We start from the raw sequence: 18,914 nt of genomic DNA, 5'->3' as shown, positions 1-18,914 counted from the left end.
GCCCGGATCACCCGTCACACATTCCTGGTTCGTCCAAGAAAGGTCGTCTCACCATGCGGACGTTCTCCCGCACCACGGCGGCCACGGCCGCCGCGATCGCCTCGGTGGCACTGCTGGCCGCCGCCTGCGGCGGCTCCGGCGACACCGCCGGCTCCCCCGCCACGGCCGCCGCCGTCGACAGCTGCGACCCGAACGGCGTCACCATCGACACGATCTACGCGCAGCAGGGCGCGCAGGCCGCGGAGCAGGCCAAGAAGACCCTCGAGGCGGAGCACCCCGGTCTGACGGTCAACCTGGAGCTGTCCTCCGCCGCCGGCTACGACGCGCTGACCCAGCAGGTCGTCACCGACCTCGCCTCGGGCCGCAGACACGACGTCGTCATGGTCGGCCTCGGCCAGGTGCGGTACTGGGTCGATGAGTTCTCCCCCGCCCCGATCAATCCCGAGGCGCTGAACGACACCTACGACCGACGGTTCCTGTCTATCGGGGAGGTCGACGGGAAGCCGTACGTGGCGCCCTTCCAGGTCTCGATGCCTGTTCTCTACACCAATACCGACCTCGCAGGGCAGGCCGGTGTGACGGCTCCCCCGACGAGTTCCAGCGAGCTGCTCGCGGCGGCGCGTGCCGTGGGCGAACGCACCGACGCGGCGGCCGTCGCGCTGCCCCGTGACGGCATCGCCGACTGGGTCGCCCAGGCGTACATCCAGAGCGCGGGCGCGACCTTCGTGAACCCCGACGGCACCGCCGGCTTCGACAGCGACCAGGGCCGCGACGGGCTGTCGATCTACGCCGACCTCGGCGCCGAGAAGCTCGCCGAGCCGGTCGCCTTCGCCGACGCCATGGCCATGTTCACCCGCGGCGAGCTCGCCTACATGATCTCCTCGCCGGCCAGCGCGGCGTCGATGACCACGCAGGTCGGCGACCGCTTCGACTGGAGCGTCAGCGCCTTCCCAGTCCCGGACGGCGGCACGCCCTCACTGCCCGCCGGCGGCAACGGGTGGATCGTGCTGTCCGACGACCCCTGCCGCGCCGCTTTCGCCAACGAGATGATCGGCGCGATGCTCGACCCGACTGTCATCGCCACCAGCGCTAAGACCTTCAGCTACGTCCCGGTGGACACCCGGGCCGCGGCCGAGCTCAAGGCCGACCCGGCTGCCCGCACCCAGGTCGGTTTCGCCTGGTCGTTCGACGGCACCCTCACCCCCTGGGGCGGCTGGCACGGCGACGCGACCCCCAAGGTCAACAAGATCATCACTGACCTGGTGACAGAGCTGACCAACGGCGCGTCGGTCGACGATGTCCTGCCCGGCGCGGTCCGGCAGATCGACGGGGCGGCCCGGTGAGAGCGCCCGACGTCCTGACTTCCTCGGCCAGCGGATCGGAGATCGTTCCGGCCGCCGACACAGCCGCCGGGCCGGCAGCCGCAGCGGTGGACTCCGGCTCCGCGGCGCTCTCCGACGGCGGGCTGGTGCTGCGCGGCATCCGCCGCCTCTTCGGGGACGTCGTCGCGCTCGACGGCGTCGACCTCGCGGTGACCCGCGGCGAGAGCCTCGTTGTGCTCGGGCCGTCCGGCTCGGGCAAGTCGACCCTGCTGCGGATCATCGCCGGGCTGGACCACGCCGACGAGGGCGAGGTCCTCATCGGCGGCCGGGACCAGATCGGCCTGCCCCCGCACCGCCGCGACATCGCCATCGTCTTCCAGCACTTCGCCCTCTACCCGCACCTCACCGCACTGCGCAACATCACGCTCGGGCTCCGCCACGGGCTGCGCCTGGACCCGGCCGCGGCCGACCGGCGGGCCCGCGACGTCGCGGGCAGGCTCCAGATCACCGAGCTGCTCGACCGGCTGCCGCGCCAGCTCAGCGGCGGCCAGCGTCAGCGGGTCGCGCTCGCCCGCGCGCTGGCCCGCCAGGCCGGCGTGGTCCTCCTCGACGAGCCTCTCTCCGGCCTGGACGCCCAACTGCGCCAGTCCCTGCGCATCGAGATCGCCGGCCGGCTGCGGGCGGCCGGCGCCACCACGGTGCACGTGACCCACGACCAGATCGACGCCATGGCGACCGCCGACCGGATCGCCGTGCTGCGCGACGGGCGCCTCGAGCAGGTCGGCACGCCCGACGAGCTCTACCACCATCCGCGGACGGCGTTCGTCGCCGGCTTCATCGGTTCCCCGCCGATGAACCTGATGGCCGCGGACCACACCCACGACGGATGGCGGACGCCGCTCGGCCTCGTCCACCACCCGGACCTGCCAGGCCGCCCCGCCGCGGATGGCGACGGTGTGACGGTGGGGATCCGACCGGAACATCTGCGCGTCAGTGGTCCGAATCCCAAGGCCGGCGATGGTCCGTGGCGAAGCGGCGATGGCGAGACCTCCGGGACCGGCGCTGAAGCCCGGGTCTCCGCGCCGGCGGTCGTGAGCCTGGTCGTGCCGGCAGGGCCCGAGAAGATCGTCCACCTGGATGCCTCCGGCACGGCGATGGCAGCCCGCTGCGCGGCGGACGTCCCGCTGCGCCCCGGGGCCGAGGTCACCGTCACCGCACCCGTCGCCGACCTTCACATCTTCGTCCTGTGACAGAACGTGACACCACGGCGATCATCGGCGGGGCGGCAGCCGCCGGTCCCGGTCCCGGCTCCGACCTCGGACCCGGGACCAGCCCAGCACCGCTCGCAGGCCTGGTCGTCGTGTTCGACTGGAACGGGACGATCATGGACGATGCCGAACGGGCCCGGGCGGCGACGGCGACGGTGCTGCGCCGCCGGGGCCGGCCCGGTCTCACCGCGGACGAGTTCGCCGCCGCGTTCCGCCTTCCTTTGTCGGAGTTCATGCACGGCCTCGGCATCACGCCCGCCGACGCGGCGCAGGCGGAGCGGGAATGGAACGCCCACCTGGCGGCTCACCCCGCCCCCGCCCGCCCACACGCGGCGGACGCCCTCGACGCGCTGCGCCGCCACGGGGCCCGCCTGGGCGTGCTTTCCGCGGCCAGCGCCGACCCGGTACGCACCGACCTCGTCGCCGCGGGCCTCGCCGACCGGTTCGACTTCGTCGAGACGGCGGTCGCCGACAAGCCCGGCAGGCTGTCGGCGCACCGCCGCGGGCATCCGCTCGGTGTGTACGTGGGCGACACCGCCTACGACATCCGGTCCGGGCACCGCGCCGGCTGCCTGGCGATCGGGGTGAGCGGCGGTTACCAGCGGGCCGGCGCGCTTCTCACCGCCGGCGCCGACGCTCTGGTGTCGGACCTCGCCGACCTGCCCGGTGTGATCCGCGACCTGGTGAACCGGGACGGCCTGCACAGCCCCGACACGTCACGGGCCGAGCCGTCAGGGTCACCGCCCTAGATATATATCCCACCGGCACGGTGGCGGCGAACCGTCGAGCCCCGTTGGTCGGCTTCGACCATGATGAACGGGTCACGGTGGCGTCAGGACGGGACGCGGACCAGCCGGTTCAGGAAGTCGGCCTGCTCGCGGATGGTGTCGGGCGGGATCTCGGTGAACCAGCCGGTCTCGCTGCCCTCGGCGCTGCCGACCGGCTGCCCGCTGCTGATCGTCGCGTCGAAGGCGATGCCGATCGGCCAGCCGCGGTAGCCGTCCGCCGCCATGAACGGATACTCGATGTAGCCGAGGAGATCGCCGACGGCGACCGAGACACCCAGCTCGCGCGCGGCCACCCGGGCCACCGCCGCCGTCAGCGACTCGCCGAAGAACACCGTGCCGCCCGGCAGATGCCACTGCCCCAGGCAGGGCTCGATGTCCCGCCGCGCCAGCAGCACGCCGGCAGGTCCGGAGATGACGACATCGACGCACAGCCGGGGCACCCGGCCGTAGATCTCGTCGAAGTCACGCCGACTCAGGGGAAAGCCCGACACAGGCGGAACCCTAGCAGTCGCCACCACGAGCACCGGCCGAGGACGGCGGCAGCCCGTTCCGCGGCCGGGGCGGGTCCGCCACGGCGAGTTCGTCCCGCAGGACGTCGCCGAGCGAGCGGAGCAGTTCCAGGGTGCGGTGCGCCTCGACCTCGTCGACCAGGTTGAGGGCGAAGCCGACGTGGACGATGACGTAGTCGCCGATCCGCGCGTCGGGCACATAGGCCAGGCAGACCTCGCGGGTGATCCCGTCGAAGTCGACGGTGCCCATGAGCAGGCCGGCGACGTCGACGGTGGCGATGATCCGGCCAGGTATACCGAGGCACACGGCGCCTCACCCCCCTTTGTCGAGCAGTGCTTCGCGGCCGGTGGACCGGGTTGCCGGGCGGGGGTTCGGTGTATCAGTTTCCGCCGCCGACCCGGCGACGACAAGGGACATCCGGCCCTGCGGTTCGGCTCTGATGGACTCCCGCCCGCATCCGATGAGGCTCCTGTCCGGCGCCCCGGCGCGCACTAACGTCCATTCGCACAATGCACAAAGCGCCGCGGCGCCGGCGGCCGGCCTGGAAGACGGCCGGAAAGTCACACAGGACAGCCGTACAGGACCGCACTAGCGAAAGTCCCGGGCGGGAGGCACCCGAATGACGCGCGAATCCGGCCGTCCGTTGTCCGCGAGGCTCGCGGACGCCGGGGTCGACCGGCGATCGTTCCTGAAGTTCTGCGCGGGAATCACCGCGACGCTCGCGCTGCCGGCCCAGATGGCGCCCCGGGTCGCCTACGCACTGGACAGCGTCGACCGTCCCGCTGTGATCTGGCTGGAGTTCCAGGACTGCGCCGGTGACACCGAGGCGTTCCTGCGCTCACGCAACCCCTCGGTCGCGGACCTGCTGCTGGGCATGATCTCGCTGGACTACCACGAGACCGTGATGGCCGCGGCCGGAGTGGCCGCGGAGAAGGCCCGTGACGACGCGGTGGCCCAGGGCGGGCATCTCGTGATCGTCGAGGGTTCCATCCCGACCGGAATTCCCGGGTCGTGCACGGTCGGCGGCCGGTCGGCGGAGCAGATTCTGCGTGAATCCGTCCGAGGCGCGGCGGGCATCATCAACGTCGGGACCTGTTCGGCCTTCGGTGGCATTCCGGCGGCCGGGCCGAACCCAACCGGGGCGGTGCGGGTCGAGGACGTCGTCAGCGACATCCCGGTCGTGAACCTGACCGGCTGCCCGGTGAACGCGGACAATCTGACCGCCACCATCGTGCATTTCCTGACCTTCGGCGAGTTCCCGGCGCGGGACAGGTTCAGCCGGCCGCTGTTCGCCTACGGGGAGCGCATCCACGACACCTGCCAGCGGCGCGGCCACTTCGACGCGGGCCAGTTCGCCGAACAATGGGGGGACGAGGGCCACCGCAGAGGGTGGTGCCTGTACCGGTTGGGCTGCAAGGGGCCGAGCACCTTCCACAACTGCCCGAGCGTGCGGTTCAACGGCGGGACGTCCTGGCCGGTCGCGGCGGGGCACGGGTGTGTGGGCTGTTCGGAGCCGAGTTTCTGGGACTCGATGTCCCCCTTCTACGACCGGCTGCCGCACGTGGCGACGTCCGGTCTGGACCTCACCGCCGACCAGATCGGGGTGGGCGTGCTGGCGGCGACGGCGACCGGCTTCGCCGCGCACGGCGTCGGCAAGGTCGTCCAGCACCGCGCCGCCGCGCATCGGGAGCGCCAGGCCGCGGACCGCCTCGCCCAGCACGCCGAGACGCCGGCGACCGAGACCGAGACCGAGACCGACAACCACGGCCACGGCGGCGACGACGGCGACGGCGACGGGACGGCCGGTGCCGCAGTGCCATCCGGTGGGACAGAGCCATCCAGTCAGGCAGTGCCACCAGGTAAGGCAGTGCCATCCAGTGAGACCGACGGCGGCAGAGAGACGGGCGAGGTGAAATGAGTCGGCTTGTCATCGACCCGGTGACCCGGGTCGAGGGTCACCTGCGTGTCGAGGTGCAGGTGGACGGCGGTCAGGTCACCGAGGCGTACGCGTCGTCCACGATGTGGCGCGGCATCGAGACGATTCTGACCGGCCGCGACCCCCGGGACGCCTGGCTGTTCGCGCAGCGGATCTGCGGCGTGTGCACCACGGTGCACGCGCTGGCGTCGGTACGGGCGGTGGAGGACGCCGTCGGCGCCGTCCCGCCGCGCAACGCCCGGCTGCTGCGCGACATCATCGCGGCGTCCCTGAGCGTGCACGACCACGTGGTGCACTTCTACCACCTGCAGGCGCTGGACTGGGTCGACCCGACGGCGGCGCTGGCGGCCGACCCGGCCCGCGCGGCGGCGCTGGCCCAGTCGATCTCGAACTACCCGCGGTCCACCGCCGGCCTGTTCGCCGCGGTGCAGACCCGGCTGCGCGTCTTCCTGGAGAGCGGGAAGATCGGACCGTTCACCAACGGCTACTGGGGGCACCCGGCCTACCGGCTCAGCCCCGAAATGAACCTGATCGCGTTCAGCCACTACCTCGACGCGCTCGACTTCCAGCGGGACTACGTGCGGGTACACGCCCTGCTCGGCGGCAAGAACCCACATCCGCAGACGTACGTGGTCGGCGGCATGGCCTCCCCGATCGACCTGAACAGCCAGGACGCGATCAACGCCAACACGCTGCAGGAGGTCGCCCAGATCCTGCAGCGCGGCGTCGAGTTCGTCGAGCAGGTCTTCCTGCCCGACCTGGAGGCCATCGCCGGCGCCTACCCCGAGTGGACGACCTACGGCCGGGGCCTCGGCTCCTACATGGTGTTCGGCGACTACTCGGCGTCCCCGCCGCGGGTCGCCCGGCCGCCCCGGGACGGCATCTTCCCCGGCGGCGTCATCCGCAACGGGAGCCTGGCGGTGGAGCCGTTCGACCCGGCGGGCATCGCCGAGTCCGTCGCGCACTCGTGGTTCCGCTACGAGGAGGCCGACGCGGCGCTGCCGCCCTGGCTGGGCGAGACGCAACCGCAGTACACCGGCCCGGAGCCGCCGTTCGAGCACCTGGACGTCGCCGGGAAGTACTCGTGGCTGAAGGCCCCGCGCTACCAGGGCATGGCGGTGGAGGTGGGCCCGCTCGCCCGCCTGCTCGTCGGCTACTCCCTGAACGACGCCCGCATCCACCCGCTGGTGCAGGGCGCGCTGGACCGCCTGCACCTCCCACCCGAGGCACTGATGTCGACGCTGGGCCGGGTGCTGGCCCGCGGTCTGGAAACCCGGCTGATGGCCCAGCACGCGCTGGACCTCGTCGCCGAACTGCGCGACAACGTCGCCGGCGGCGACCTGGCCATCGCCGACACCGGCAGGTGGCGCCCCACCTCCTGGCCGGACGGCACCCTGCGCGGCGTCGGCTTCCACGAGGCCCCCCGCGGGGCGCTGTCGCACTGGGTGGTCATCGAGGGCGACCGCATCCGCAACTACCAGGCCGTGGTGCCCACCACCTGGAACGCCAGCCCCCGCGACGCGGACGGGAACCCGGGCGCCTACGAGGCGTCCCTGGTCGGCACGCCCGTCGCCGACCCGCAGCGGCCGCTGGAGGTCCTGCGCACCCTGCACTCCTTCGACCCCTGCATGGCCTGCGCGGCGCACCTCTACGACGCCGACGGCAACGACATCATCCAGGTCCGGGTCCAGTGACCGCCCCCGCGCCCGCCACCGACGGCCCCGCCGCCCACGAGCCCGCCGGCCACGAGCCCGCCGCCGGTGCCGAGCCCGCGGTTCACGGGGCCGCCGGCGGCGGGCCCGCGCCGTTCGTCCGGGTCCGGGTCTGGGACCTGCCGGTCCGGCTCATCCACTGGCTGCTCGTACTGGACCTCGTCGCACTGTCCGTCACCGGCTTCCTGATCGGCACCCCGGTCATCGACCCGGGTGGCGGCGTGTACTGGATGTCCTGGACGCGGACCATCCACAAGATCACCGCCTACCTGTTCATCGCGTTGGTCTTCGCCCGGCTCTGCTGGCACCTGCGCTCGCCGAACCCCTGGTCGCGGTGGACGGAGTGGATCCCCAGCACCCGGGAGCGGCTCGGCCAGATCGTCCCGTCGCTGCGCTTCTACATGTTCCTGACCCGGGAGGCGCCGCCGGTCGTCGGCCACAACCCGCTCGCCGGGCTCACCTACTGCGTGCTGTACACGATGTTCGGCGTCGAGATCGTCACCGGCCTGGTCCTGTGGGGTGTCGAGGGGACGGGCTGGGCCTCGTGGCTCACCGGGTGGCTGCTCCACCTCGTGCCGCTGCCGACGATCCGACTCGTCCATCACCTGATCATGTGGCTGACGTGGGGCTTCATGATCCATCACCTGTACAGCGCCATCCTCGTCGACCGGGTGGAGGGCACCGGCGTCATGACGTCGATCTTCTCCGGCAACAAGTTCCTGCCGAAGGACCACACGTGACTCCCCCGACCGGCCCCGCCGACGTCACCGATCCCACCGACGCCACCGGCGCCGCCGCCGCGGCCGCCGCCGCGGCCCAGCTCACCACCGCGGCCGAGGGCACCAGCGTGGCCGTGCTGCGCGGGGCCCCGGCCGCAGCCGACGGCCCGGACGCCCCGGTGCTGGTCCTCGGCATCGGCAACGAGCTGCTCGGCGACGACGGCGTGGGCGTGGTGGCCGCCCGGCGCCTCGCCGCGCCGCCGATACCCGGTGTCGACGTCCTCGACGGCGGCACGCTCGGTCTGATGCTCATGCCCTACCTGGCGGGGCGCCACGCCGTGCTCATCCTCGACGCGGTGGCCACCGCGCACGGACAGCCCGGCGACCTGGTCGTCATCGGCGACGGGGACGTCCGGCGCGGCCACGGCGTCCGCGCCACCGCGCACGACATCGGGCTCGTCGACGCGCTCGCCGCCACCGAGCTCTCCGGCTGCGCCCCCCGGCACGTCGCCCTGGTGGGCGTCGTCCCCGAATCGATCACCGACCGCTGGGGCCTGAGCGACCTCATCGCCTCCCGCGTGGACGCGATCGTCGACGCGGCCCGCGCCGTCCTCACCGAATGGGAAGTGGAGGTACCCGGACATGCATGAGGCCGGCCTCGCCCGCGCCGCGGTCAGCGCCATCATCGAGGCCAGCGCGGGAGCACCGGTACGCACGGTGGTCCTCGCCGCCGCGACCGGCGTCGACATCAGCTCGGCCTCCGCCGCCTGGCACGCCGCTGCCACCGGCACCCCCCTGGAGGCCACCGACCTCACCTGGGAGCATGCGCCGGACCGGCTGCGCTGCTTCGCGTGCGGCCACGACTACGACGGTGCCCGCCTGGACCCGTGCCCGTCCTGCGGGGGCAATGGCCTGGTCATCGCCCCCGCGGACGAACTCGCGGTCGTGCGCTGGACGACCTAGCCACCCGGCACGCGGCGGGCAGTGCGCGGCCGGCGTCACGGCGCCGGCGTCACGCCCGGCGCAGCACCGGGCGCAGCGCGTCCAGCGCCGCGGGGTCCTCGATGGTGGGCGGCACCGGTTCGTTGCGGCCCTCGGCGATCGCGCGCATCGAGGCTCGCAGGATCTTCCCCGACCGGGTCTTCGGCAGGCCGTCCACGACGGCGACCTCGCGGAACGCCGCCACCGCGCCGATATCCCGGCGGACCGCCGCGACCAGTTCCACGCGCAGCGTCTCCGGGTCGGTGTCCGCCCCTGCCTTCAGCACCACCAGACCGCAGGGCACCTGACCCTTCAGGTCGTCTCGCACACCGATCACGGCGCACTCCGCCACCGCGGGGTGCGCCGCCAGCACCGCCTCCATCGCGCCGGTCGACAGCCGGTGCCCGGCGACGTTGATGACGTCGTCGGTGCGCCCCATCACGAACAGGTAGCCGTCCTCGTCGAGGTACCCGCTGTCGCCGGTCAGGTAGAAGCCCGGGAAGCGGGACAGGTAGGACTCGACGTAGCGGTCGTCGTTCCCCCACAGGGTGACCAGCGTGCCGGGCGGCATGGGCAGCCGGATGCAGATCAGCCCCTCGGTGCCGGGCGGCACCTCGCGGCCGTCCGGGTCGAGGATCCGGATGTCGTAGCCGACGACCGCGACGGTCGGCGAGCCCGGTCGGACCGGCATCGGTTCCAGGCCGCGTGGGTTCGCCGCCACCGGCCAGCCCGTCTCGGTCTGCCACCAGTTGTCGATGACCGGGACGCGCAGGGTGTCGGTCGCCCACCGGTAGGTGCTGGGGTCCAGCCGCTCGCCGGCCAGGAACAGGGTCCGCAGCGCGGCCAGGTCCTGGCCGACGGCTTCGTTCCCGTCCGGATCGGCCCGGCGGATCGCCCGGATGGCGGTCGGCGCGGTGAACAGCCCCCGGACGCCGTACTGCGAGATCACCCGCCAGAAGGCACCGGCGTCCGGGGTCCCGACCGGCTTGCCCTCGTAGAGCACGGTCGTCGCACCCACGAGCAGCGGGCCGTACACGATGTAGGAGTGGCCGACGACCCATCCGATGTCGGACGCCGCCCACCACACGTCGCCCGGGCCGATGTCGTAGATGTTGGCCATCGACCAGGCCAGCGCCACGGCGTGCCCGCCGTTGTCGCGCACGACCCCCTTGGGCCGCCCGGTCGTGCCGGAGGTGTGCAGCACGTACAGCGGGTCCGTCGCGGCGACGTCGACGCAGTCCACCGGCCCGGCCGACGCCATCAGCTCGTCCCAGTCGCGGTCGCGGGCGCCGAGCGCCGCCTCCGCCTGGGGGCGCTGCAGGACCACCACATGGTCCGGCGGGCCGGCGGCGAGCGCGATCGCCTCGTCGACGATCGGCTTGTACTCGACGATCCGGTTCGGCTCGACACCGCAGGAGGTGCAGACCAGCACCCGTGGGGCGGCGTCGGAGATCCGGGCGGCCAGCTCCTTCGCGCCGAACCCGCCGAAGACCACGGTGTGCACGGCGCCGAGGCGGGCGCAGGCCAGCATCGCGATCACGGCCTGCGGAACCATCGACATGTAGACCATCACCCGGTCACCGGGCCCTACGCCCAGCCCGCGCAGGACGCCGGCGAACCGCGCCACCTCGTCACGCAGCTCGGCGTAGGTGTGGCGCCCGGCGGCGCCTGTCACCGGCGAGTCGTAGATCAGCGCGGTCCGCTCCCCGTGCCCGGCATCCACATGCCGGTCGAGGACGTTGTGACAGGTGTTCAGCCGGCCGTCGGGGAACCAGCGGGCGGCGGGCGGACGGTTGTCGTCCAGGCCCACACGCGGCGGGCGGGACCAGGTCACCGCCGCCGCGGCAGACAGCCAGAAGTCGGACGGATCCTTCCGCCACGCGTCGTACACGTCCCGGTATGCGCCCATCGACCGTCCCGTCCCCTCCGTGCCGCCTGCTGCCGCACCGTAGTGGGCGCGATGTTGCATCCTCGTTGCAGCGGACGGCACCCCCACGGTGGCGGGCGACCGGCCGGCCACGCTGCGGCGCGCGCTTGCCGACCTCCCGTCTGGCCGTTCATGCTGTGACTCCGCCCACCCCGCAGTGACGGCTGCGCCGACGAGTCGCCTCTGTCAAGACCGCCGCGGAGCGTTCATCATGAAGTCACGCATCACTGATGGCCCGGCCGCGAAGATCCCGAGAGCCCTGGAAGCCCCCACGACCGCGAGGAGCGCGACGGTCTCCGGGGCCGGCAGCACACCGACGGACGACCCGCGGGCGCAGTCCTTCGCTCTGCGGCGGTTACACGAGGCCGTGCTGGGCGACGCGAGGTTACCCACCGCGCCGCGATCGGTCATCTCCGAATCCTGGCGCCGCTCGCTCGCCGCCCAGGTCAACCCGGACAGCTACAGCCCGATCATCGTCTACCGGTCGGACGAGATCGTGGACGTCCGGTCCGCCCACCCGCTGCGCGCGGTGCTGCCACTGCTGCGTGACCTGCTCGTCAGCATCGCTGACGCCTCCCGGCACGTCATGATCGTCACCGATGCCGAGGGCACCATCCTCTGGCGCGAGGGGGCCGGTGACCTGTGCCGGCGGGCCGACCCGGTCGGGCTGTGCGAGGGCGCCCGCTGGGCCGAGGACACCATCGGCACCAACGCGATGGGCACCGCGCTGGCCATCAACGCTCCGGTGCAGATCTACTCGGCCGAGCATCTGGTGCGCACCTACCACAACTGGACCTGCGCCGCGGCGCCCATCCACGACCCGGACACCGGGCGCGTGCTCGGCACGATCGATGTCAGCGGCCTGCTGGACGAGCTGCATCCCGCCTGCGTCTCCCTGGTCAACGCCGCCGCGAAACTGGCGGAGAGCCATCTGCGGCACCAGATGGAGCTGCAGGACGAACGGATCAGAGCCCGGAACCTGGCCCATCTCGCCGGTCTGCACGGTGAGCCGGCCGCGCTGGTGACGCCGTCCCGACGGGTGATCGCCGCCGAGCCACACGGCGGGTGGCCGCGGCGGATCCCGGTCGAGCCCGGCGTCGACCGGATCCGGCTGGACGACGGCCGCGAGGCGCGGGTCGAGCCGCTGCCCGACGGGTACCTCGTCCGGCTCGCACACCCGGCGCGGACAGCCCCGCGCCGACCCACCCTGTCGCTGTCGTTTTTGAACGAGCGGCCGGCGGCGGTGCTCGACGGCCGGGAGGTGCCGCTGACCCTGCGGCGGGCCGAGCTGCTCGCCATGCTCGCGCTCCATCCCGGCGGTCTGACCGGCGAGCAGCTCGCCACCATGCTCTACGGCGACCAGGGCAATCCCACCACGGTGCGCGCCTCGATCCACCGGCTGCGAGCCACGCTGGGCGAATCGATCATGTCGACCCAGCCGTACCGGCTGCGGGCCGAGGTGGAGGCGGACTTCCTGACCATGCGAGCCGCGCTGGACGGCGGTGACGTGCGGGCGGCGGTGGCCGCCGGCCACGCGCCCCTGCTCCCCCACTCGGACGCACCGGCGATCCGCGCGGAACGCGACCAGCTGGTCGCCGCGCTGCGGTCGGCGGTCCTCGGCCACCCGGACGTCGACGCGCTGTGGACCTTCGCGCGAAGCGAGCCGGGCAGCGGCGACATCGAGGTGTTCGAGCGTCTCACCCGGACACTTCCCACTCACGACCCGCGGCACAGTCTCGCCGCGGCCCGGCTCGCATGGCTTCTCGCCGACGAGGACTGACCTCGCCCGAGGCCGGACGTCGGTCGGACGTCGACGCGATGCTGACCGCCGAGGCCGAGGCCGAGGCCGACAACAGCTGTGACTGTGACTGTGGCTGTTGGCGGGCGTGGAGCACGTCGCCGATGAAGAAGTCGTAGACCAGCGCGCCGACCACGGCACCGACGAGCGGCCCGACGATGGGCACCCACAGGTAGTTGTGGAAGTCCAGGGCGCCGCTGGTGACCGTGCCGGGCAGGGCCACTTCGCCCCAGCCGGCGAAGAAGGTGAACAGCCGCGGCCCGAAGTCACGCGCCGGGTTGATCGCGTACCCCGCGTTCGCGCCGAAGGATATCCCGACGGCGGCGACGGCGAAGCCAAGCAGGAGCGGCGCGGCCTTCGCCGACACCGATCTGTTGCGGCCATCGATGAGACCGAACACCACCGCCACGAACAGCGCGGTTCCAACGACCTGGTCGAGCAGGGGCCCCGTCCAGCTGTCGAAGTAGCCCGCCGGGAAGGTTGCGAAGATCGAGAACGAGGTGACGGCGGCTCCGCCGTCGCGCGGGGTGTCCGCCGCGGTCTCGAACGCGGCGATCGCCGGGCTGTAGACGGCGTACACCAGGGCCGCGCCAGCGAAGGCGCCCACGACCTGTGCCGCCCAGTAGCCCGGGACCCTGCGCCACGGGAAACGCCGACGCACCGCCAGGGCGAGGGTGACGGCCGGGTTGAGATGGGCCCCGCTGATCCCACCGGTCAGGTACACCGCGAAGGCGACGGCGAACGCCCAGCCCCAGACGGGGAGCAGCCAGTCCCCCGCCGCCTGGAAGATCACGGTCGGCCCGGCGGTGCGTCCCGAACCGGGCAGGCCTGCCACCAGCATGGCGACGCAGCCCGCCCCGAAGGCGATGAGCAGGAAGGAGCCGAAGAACTCGGCGAGCACGTCGCCGTAGCCTCCCCGGACGCGCTCCAGGCGTCGTTGGTCACGTAAGGGCGCGGACTCGGTCACGTTTCTCCTCCACACGCTGAGCCGGGCTGGGTGCCGGAATGCGGGTCACTGTGCGGGCGACGGGGTTCCAGGCGCGTTGCAGTCCGGACGTCGGCAGGTGCAACGCCGCAGCAACGTGACGCTGCTTACTGTCTCGAACCGTCGGCGCGGCCCACGGCACACAGGCACGGAGGCAGGGCACGGGGCAGCGCACCGCGGCACCGTGACGAAGGCAGGAGCGAAGCCCATGACGTACGTCGAAGTGGACGTCGACGCGAAAATCGACGCGGAGGTCGACGTCGACCTGGACCCGCGGCGGGACTACCCGCTGGCAGCCCACCGCCCGGACCTGCTCCGGACGCCGACCGGCAGGCGCATCGACGAGATCACCATGTCCGCGCTGCTGGCCGGTGAGATCGGCCCCGAGGACATCCGCATCACGCCGGCGACGCTGCGACTGCAGGCCCAGATCGCCGAGAAGGTGGGCCTGCCGCAGCTGGCGCAGAACTTCCGCCGGGCCGCCGAGCTCACCTCGCTGTCGGACGAGGACGTCCTGACGATCTACAACACGCTGCGGCCGCGGGCCGCGACCCGGGAGCAGCTGACCGACATCGCGGACCGGCTCGAACGGGACCACGGCGCGACGCTGTGTGCCGAGCTCGTCCGGGAGGCCGCCGACGTCTACGAGCGACGCGGCATCCTCGCGGGCTGACCGCCCCCAACACGCGCCAGCCGATCCGAGTTCCGGGTTCCGGGTTTCCAACAGGAGGGTGAGTCTCAGAGATGAGCACGACGGACGCCACGAGCCGAGCCGGGCGCAGCGCACAGGCCCCGGGGTCGGCACCGGCACCGGCACGACGGTCCCGCCGGACCGAGATTCTGGAGAACCGGCCGGTGAACCTCGACGGTTTCGTCGAGGAGTGGCCCGAGGTCGGCATGGTCGCCATGGACAGCCCGTACGACCCGACCCCGAGCGTGCGGGTCGAGGGCGGGGTCATCATGGAGATGGACGGGCGGGAACGCGCGGACTTCGACTTCCTCGACCAGTTCATCGCCGACCACGCCATCGACGTGACGGCCACCGAGAAGGCGATGGCGCTCGACCCGGTCGAGATCGCGCACCTGCTGGTGGACCCGAAGGTGTCCCGGCGCGAGGTGCTGGACGTCTCGCGCGGGCTGACCCCCGCGGCGCTGCTCGAGGTCGTCAAGACCATGAACGTGGTCGAGATGATGATGGCCCTGCAGAAGATGCGGGCCCGGCGCACCCCCGCGAACCAGGCGCACTCCACCAGCGCGCGGGACAACCCCGTCCAGGTCGCGGCGGACGCCGCCGAGGGCGCGCTGCGCGGCTTCCGCGAGCTGGAGACCACCCTTGGGGTGGTGCGGTACGCCCCGCTGGTGGCGATCGCGCTGCAGGTCGGCGCGCAGGCGGCGGTTCCGGGCGCGCTCACCCAGTGCGCGCTGGAGGAGGCCACCGAACTCGAACTCGGCATGCGCGGCATCACCGCCTACGCGGAGACGATCTCCGTGTACGGCACCGAGTCGGTCTTCTGTGACGGGGATGACACCCCTTGGTCGAAGACCTTCCTCGCCTCGGCGTACGCGTCCCGCGGCATCAAGATGCGGTTCACCTCGGGGACCGGCTCCGAGGTGCAGATGGGCAACGCAGAGGGCAGGTCCATGCTGTACCTGGAGATCCGCTGCATCCTGGTGACCAGGGGCGCCGGTGTGCAGGGCCTGCAGAACGGCTCGATCAGCTGCATCGGCGTACCCGGCGCCGTGCCGGCGGGCATCCGCGCGGTGCTGGCGGAGAACCTGATCGCCAGCACGGTGGGCCTGGAGTGCGCCTCCGGCAACGACCAGTCGTTCTCCCACTCCGACATGCGGCGTACCGCCCGGCTGCTCCCGCAGCTGCTGCCCGGCACCGACTTCATCTGCTCGGGCTACTCCGCGGTGCCGAACTACGACAACATGTTCGCCGGCTCGAACCTCGACTCCGAGGACTACGACGACTGGAACGTCATCCAGCGCGACCTCCAGGTCGACGGCGCACTGCGGCACGTCGGGGAGGCGGAGATCCTCGCCGCCCGCAACCGGGCCGCCCGGGCCCTGCAGGGTGTGTTCGCCTATCTCGACCTGCCGCCGATCACTGACAAGGAGATCGAGGCGGTGACCTACGCGCACGGCAGCAAGGAACTGCCGCTGCGGGACGTCCTGGAGGACCTCAAGGGCGCGCAGTCAGTCATGGACCGCGGCGTCACCGGGCTTGACATCGTCAGAGGGCTGGACGCCGCGGGCTTCCCCGACATGGCCGAGGCGTTCCTCGGGGTCCTGCGGCACCGGGTCTCCGGCGACCTCCTGCACACCGCGGCGATTCTCACCCCCGAGCTGGAGACGCTCTCGGCGGTCAACGACGCCAACGACTACGCGGGGCCCGGCACCGGCTACCGCCCCACCGGGGCCCGGTGGGAGGAGATGAAGCGGCTGCGGCACGTGGTCAGCGCGCAGAACCCGGAGGAGGAAGTCAGCTGATGGCAGACACGACGGCGACCGAACGCCGTACCGACAGGCGCACGCTGGAACTGGCGAGCCGGGGCCCGGCCGCGGCGGGACGCCGGCCCGATGAGGTGGTCATCGGCCTCTCGCCGGGCTTCGGTGACCTGTTCACGAGGACGATCGTCGACGTGCCGCACGCGGAGGTGCTGCGGCAGCTGCTCGCCGGCGTCGAGGAGCAGGGCGTGCATGCCCGGGTGGTCCGGTTCCCCGGCAGCTCCGACCTCGCGGTCATCGGCCACGGCGCGGCCCGGCTGTCCGGATCGGGGATCGGCATCGGCGTCCTGTCCCGGGGCACCACGATGATCCACCAGAAGGATCTGCCGAAACTGTCCAGCCTGGAGCTGTTCCCGCAGGCGCCGCTGATGGACCTGGAGGTCTTCCGCAGCGTCGGTCGCAACGCCGCCCGGTATGCCAAGGGCGAGTCCCCGGAGCCGGTTCCGTCCCGCAACGACTACATGGCCCGCCCGCGCTGGCAGGCGAAGGCCGCGCTGCTGCACATCAAGGAGACCGGCCTCGTCCGCCCCGGCGCCGCCCCGGAGGAGCTGACGGCCCTGATCCGCCTGGCGGCCGCGTCATGACGGTGATGGTGTGGCCCCGGTGACGCTGGTCGTGGGCGTCGACATCGGGAACTCGACGACCGAGGCGTGCGTCGCCGAGGTCGACGCGGACGGGCGGGAGGTCTCCTGGCTCGCCGGGGCGCTCGGGCCGACGTCCGGGGTGAAGGGCACGACGGAGAACGTGTCCGGGGTCGTCGACGTCGTCCGCCGGGCCCTGGCCGCTGCCGGGCGTGACCGGACGGAGCTCGCCACACTCCTGGTCAACGAGGCGACTCCGGTCATCAGCGGGCTGGCGATGGACACCATCACCGAGACGATCATCACCGAGTCGACAATGATCGGGCACAACCCGCGGACGCCGGGCGGGGACGGGCTGGGCGTCGGTGTCACCGTCGCCCTCGCGGACCTGACCGGCCACGATCCCGCTGAACCGGTTGTCTGCGTGGTCGGTGCGGGCGTCGACTTCGACGACGCGGCGGCGGGCATCAACAGCGCGGCCGCGGCCGGGATCAGGGTTACCGGTGTCATCGTGTGCGCCGACGACGCGAACCTGATCGCCAACCGGCTGCACGCCCCGATCCCGGTCGTCGACGAGGTCAGCCTGATCGACCGGATCCCGCTGGGCATGCTCGCCGCCGTCGAGGTCGCCCGGCCCGGGCACACCATCCGGACGCTGTCGAACTCCTACGGGATCGCGACCGTGTTCGGCCTCGACCCGGACCAGACCAGGATGGTCGCGCCTGTCGCACGGGCCCTGGTGGGCAACCGGTCCGCCGTGGTGATCCGCACCCCCACCGGAGACATCACCGATCGCAGGATCCCCGCCGGCCGCCTCACCCTGATCGGCGCGACGGCCCGGCGGACGGTCGAGATCAGCGCCGGCGCCGAGGAGATCATGGCTGCCCTACACCGGGTCCAGCCGCTGGTCGACGCCACCGGCGAGGCCGGCACCCACGTCGGCGGGATGCTCGCCCGGGTTCACGACAACATGTCCGACCTCACCGCGACCCCCGCGGACGCGGTGCGCATCCAGGACGTCCTCGCCGTGGACACCGTCGCGCCGCAGCCGGTGACCGGGGCGCTGGCGGGCGAGTCCGCGCTGGCGAACGCGGTCGCGCTCGCCGCGATGGTGCGCACCAGCCGAGGGCCGATGGAACTGCTCGCCGCCCGGCTGCGGGAGGCGCTCGGCCTCGACGTGCTGATCGGCGGCGTCGAAGCGGACATGGCGGTGCTCGGCGCCCTGACCACCCCCGGTACCGACCGTCCGATCGCGATCCTCGACCTTGGGGGCGGGTCCACCGACGCGGCGGTCGCCAGCCCTGGAGACGAGGTCCGTTCCGTCCACCTGGCGGGTGCCGGTGACCTGGTCACCCGGCTGATCGACGCCGAACTCGGGCTGCGCAACGTCGACCTCGCCGAGGAGATCAAGAAATGTCCGCTGGCGAAGGCCGAAAGCTTCTTCCACCTCCGGATGGAGGACGGCACGGTCCGCTTCCGCGCCGATCCACTGCCCGTCGACGCCTTTGCCCGGGTCGTCGTGCTCACCGACACCGGGGTGGACCCGATCCCCACCCGCCACACCCTGGAACGGATCCGCCAGGTGCGCCGGGCCGCCAAGCACCGGGTCTTCGTCGTCAACGCACTGCGGGCGCTGGAGATGGTGTCCCCCGGCGGCAACCTCCGCCAGCTTGGGTTCGTCGTAGTTCTCGGCGGATCCGCCCTCGACTTCGAGATCCCGGACATGATCTCCGAGGCGGTCGCGGAGTTCGGGATCGTCTGCGGGACAGGCAACGTACGCGGCTGTGAGGGCCCGCGCAACGCCGTCGCCACCGGGCTGGTCGCCCGGCACGCGGCGACGGCGCGCGACCCCGTGCCGGCCGCGGGGGTCTGACCG

17 protein-coding genes are annotated in these 18,914 nt (G+C 72.4%); 13 read left to right on the top strand and 4 right to left on the bottom strand.

Annotated features, from left to right (window positions below):
- The first annotated feature begins 53 nt into the window (after positions 1 to 53).
- The 3 genes from B207_RS0116850 to B207_RS0116840 are packed head-to-tail and all read left to right on the top strand — an operon-like array spanning position 54 to position 3,339.
- On the top strand, positions 54 to 1,343 hold the full coding sequence (locus tag B207_RS0116850) for an extracellular solute-binding protein (RefSeq protein WP_018637738.1): 1,290 nt from the start codon (positions 54 to 56) through the stop codon (positions 1,341 to 1,343).
- Positions 1,340 to 2,572 carry an ABC transporter ATP-binding protein gene (locus B207_RS0116845; protein WP_018637737.1) on the top strand — a complete coding sequence of 411 codons (1,233 nt, stop codon included), beginning with the start codon at positions 1,340 to 1,342 and terminating at the stop codon, positions 2,570 to 2,572. Before B207_RS0116850 ends, B207_RS0116845 begins: the two co-directional genes overlap by 4 nt.
- A complete protein-coding gene (locus tag B207_RS0116840) occupies positions 2,569 to 3,339 on the top strand; it encodes an HAD family hydrolase (protein ID WP_018637736.1) in 771 nt (256 codons plus the stop codon). The genes B207_RS0116845 and B207_RS0116840 overlap by 4 nt, the downstream gene beginning before the upstream one ends.
- A gap of 83 nt (positions 3,340 to 3,422) precedes the next feature.
- On the opposite strand, the gene B207_RS0116835 is transcribed toward B207_RS0116840, so the two are convergent.
- Both B207_RS0116835 and B207_RS0116830 read right to left on the bottom strand, forming a co-directional pair.
- Positions 3,423 to 3,869, bottom strand: a complete 447-nt coding sequence (locus B207_RS0116835) for an NUDIX hydrolase (protein ID WP_018637735.1) — start codon at positions 3,867 to 3,869, stop codon at positions 3,423 to 3,425.
- A gap of 10 nt (positions 3,870 to 3,879) precedes the next feature.
- A complete protein-coding gene (locus B207_RS0116830) occupies positions 3,880 to 4,194 on the bottom strand; it encodes a HypC/HybG/HupF family hydrogenase formation chaperone (RefSeq protein WP_018637734.1) in 315 nt (104 codons plus the stop codon).
- Positions 4,195 to 4,507: 313 nt separating this feature from the next.
- On the opposite strand from B207_RS0116830, the gene B207_RS34255 reads away from it, so the two are divergent.
- The 5 genes from B207_RS34255 to B207_RS0116805 are packed head-to-tail and all read left to right on the top strand — an operon-like array spanning position 4,508 to position 9,218.
- Entirely contained in the window at positions 4,508 to 5,806 is a 1,299-nt protein-coding gene (locus B207_RS34255) for a hydrogenase small subunit (protein ID WP_018637733.1), read from the top strand.
- A complete protein-coding gene (locus B207_RS0116820; protein WP_018637732.1) occupies positions 5,803 to 7,518 on the top strand; it encodes a nickel-dependent hydrogenase large subunit in 1,716 nt (571 codons plus the stop codon). The genes B207_RS34255 and B207_RS0116820 overlap by 4 nt, the downstream gene beginning before the upstream one ends.
- Positions 7,515 to 8,276, top strand: coding sequence for a Ni/Fe-hydrogenase, b-type cytochrome subunit (gene cybH / locus B207_RS0116815; RefSeq protein WP_018637731.1), 762 nt, complete (start codon positions 7,515 to 7,517; stop codon positions 8,274 to 8,276). The genes B207_RS0116820 and cybH overlap by 4 nt, the downstream gene beginning before the upstream one ends.
- The gene (locus B207_RS34250) at positions 8,273 to 8,905 is read left to right on the top strand and encodes a HyaD/HybD family hydrogenase maturation endopeptidase (protein WP_018637730.1); all 633 of its coding nucleotides are present in this window, start codon (positions 8,273 to 8,275) and stop codon (positions 8,903 to 8,905) included. The genes cybH and B207_RS34250 overlap by 4 nt, the downstream gene beginning before the upstream one ends.
- The gene (locus B207_RS0116805; protein ID WP_018637729.1) at positions 8,898 to 9,218 is read left to right on the top strand and encodes a hydrogenase maturation nickel metallochaperone HypA; all 321 of its coding nucleotides are present in this window, start codon (positions 8,898 to 8,900) and stop codon (positions 9,216 to 9,218) included. The genes B207_RS34250 and B207_RS0116805 overlap by 8 nt, the downstream gene beginning before the upstream one ends.
- A 49-nt stretch (positions 9,219 to 9,267) precedes the next feature.
- On the opposite strand, the gene B207_RS0116800 is transcribed toward B207_RS0116805, so the two are convergent.
- A complete protein-coding gene (locus tag B207_RS0116800) occupies positions 9,268 to 11,145 on the bottom strand; it encodes a propionyl-CoA synthetase (RefSeq protein ID WP_018637728.1) in 1,878 nt (625 codons plus the stop codon).
- A 229-nt stretch (positions 11,146 to 11,374) separates the two neighbouring features.
- On the opposite strand from B207_RS0116800, the gene B207_RS0116795 reads away from it, so the two are divergent.
- Positions 11,375 to 12,943 (top strand): GAF domain-containing protein, encoded by a 1,569-nt coding sequence (locus B207_RS0116795; RefSeq protein WP_018637727.1) that lies wholly within the window; start codon positions 11,375 to 11,377, stop codon positions 12,941 to 12,943.
- On the opposite strand, the gene B207_RS34245 is transcribed toward B207_RS0116795, so the two are convergent.
- On the bottom strand, positions 12,861 to 13,862 hold the full coding sequence (locus tag B207_RS34245; RefSeq protein ID WP_018637726.1) for an MIP/aquaporin family protein: 1,002 nt from the start codon (positions 13,860 to 13,862) through the stop codon (positions 12,861 to 12,863). The two genes, B207_RS0116795 and B207_RS34245, sit on opposite strands and share 83 nt — an antisense overlap.
- A 292-nt stretch (positions 13,863 to 14,154) precedes the next feature.
- Between B207_RS34245 and B207_RS0116785 the strand changes: the two genes are divergently transcribed.
- The 4 genes from B207_RS0116785 (at position 14,155) to B207_RS0116770 (ending at position 18,911) form a co-directional block, all read left to right on the top strand.
- A complete protein-coding gene (locus B207_RS0116785; protein ID WP_018637725.1) occupies positions 14,155 to 14,619 on the top strand; it encodes a diol dehydratase small subunit in 465 nt (154 codons plus the stop codon).
- A gap of 71 nt (positions 14,620 to 14,690) precedes the next feature.
- Positions 14,691 to 16,439, top strand: a complete 1,749-nt coding sequence (locus B207_RS0116780) for a propanediol/glycerol family dehydratase large subunit (RefSeq protein WP_018637724.1) — start codon at positions 14,691 to 14,693, stop codon at positions 16,437 to 16,439.
- Entirely contained in the window at positions 16,439 to 17,041 is a 603-nt protein-coding gene (locus B207_RS0116775; RefSeq protein WP_018637723.1) for a propanediol/glycerol family dehydratase medium subunit, read from the top strand. The genes B207_RS0116780 and B207_RS0116775 overlap by 1 nt, the downstream gene beginning before the upstream one ends.
- A gap of 19 nt (positions 17,042 to 17,060) precedes the next feature.
- Complete coding sequence (locus B207_RS0116770) at positions 17,061 to 18,911, top strand: diol dehydratase reactivase subunit alpha (protein ID WP_051102568.1); 1,851 nt, start codon at positions 17,061 to 17,063, stop codon at positions 18,909 to 18,911.
- The last annotated feature ends 3 nt before the right edge of the window (positions 18,912 to 18,914 follow it).

The sequence above is a fragment of the Parafrankia elaeagni genome (genome assembly GCF_000374165.1).
GTDB lineage: Bacteria > Actinomycetota > Actinomycetes > Frankiales > Frankiaceae > Parafrankia > Parafrankia elaeagni.
The sequence above is the reverse complement of the archived record's forward strand: the minus strand, read 5'-3'. Positions and strand labels throughout refer to the sequence as shown.

Excerpts from the sequence above, each read along its gene's own strand:
- B207_RS0116785 (WP_018637725.1), top strand. The coding sequence starts at position 14,155 with ATGACGTACGTCGAAGTGGACGTCGACGCGAAAATCGACGCGGAGGTC.
- B207_RS0116850 (WP_018637738.1), top strand. The coding sequence starts at position 54 with ATGCGGACGTTCTCCCGCACCACGGCGGCCACGGCCGCCGCGATCGCC.
- B207_RS34255 (WP_018637733.1), top strand. The coding sequence starts at position 4,508 with ATGACGCGCGAATCCGGCCGTCCGTTGTCCGCGAGGCTCGCGGACGCC.
- B207_RS0116780 (WP_018637724.1), top strand. The coding sequence starts at position 14,691 with ATGAGCACGACGGACGCCACGAGCCGAGCCGGGCGCAGCGCACAGGCC.
- B207_RS0116775 (WP_018637723.1), top strand. The coding sequence starts at position 16,439 with ATGGCAGACACGACGGCGACCGAACGCCGTACCGACAGGCGCACGCTG.
- B207_RS0116795 (WP_018637727.1), top strand. The coding sequence starts at position 11,375 with ATGAAGTCACGCATCACTGATGGCCCGGCCGCGAAGATCCCGAGAGCC.
- B207_RS0116820 (WP_018637732.1), top strand. The coding sequence starts at position 5,803 with ATGAGTCGGCTTGTCATCGACCCGGTGACCCGGGTCGAGGGTCACCTG.
- B207_RS0116805 (WP_018637729.1), top strand. The coding sequence starts at position 8,898 with ATGCATGAGGCCGGCCTCGCCCGCGCCGCGGTCAGCGCCATCATCGAG.
- B207_RS0116800 (WP_018637728.1), bottom strand. The coding sequence starts at position 11,145 with ATGGGCGCATACCGGGACGTGTACGACGCGTGGCGGAAGGATCCGTCC.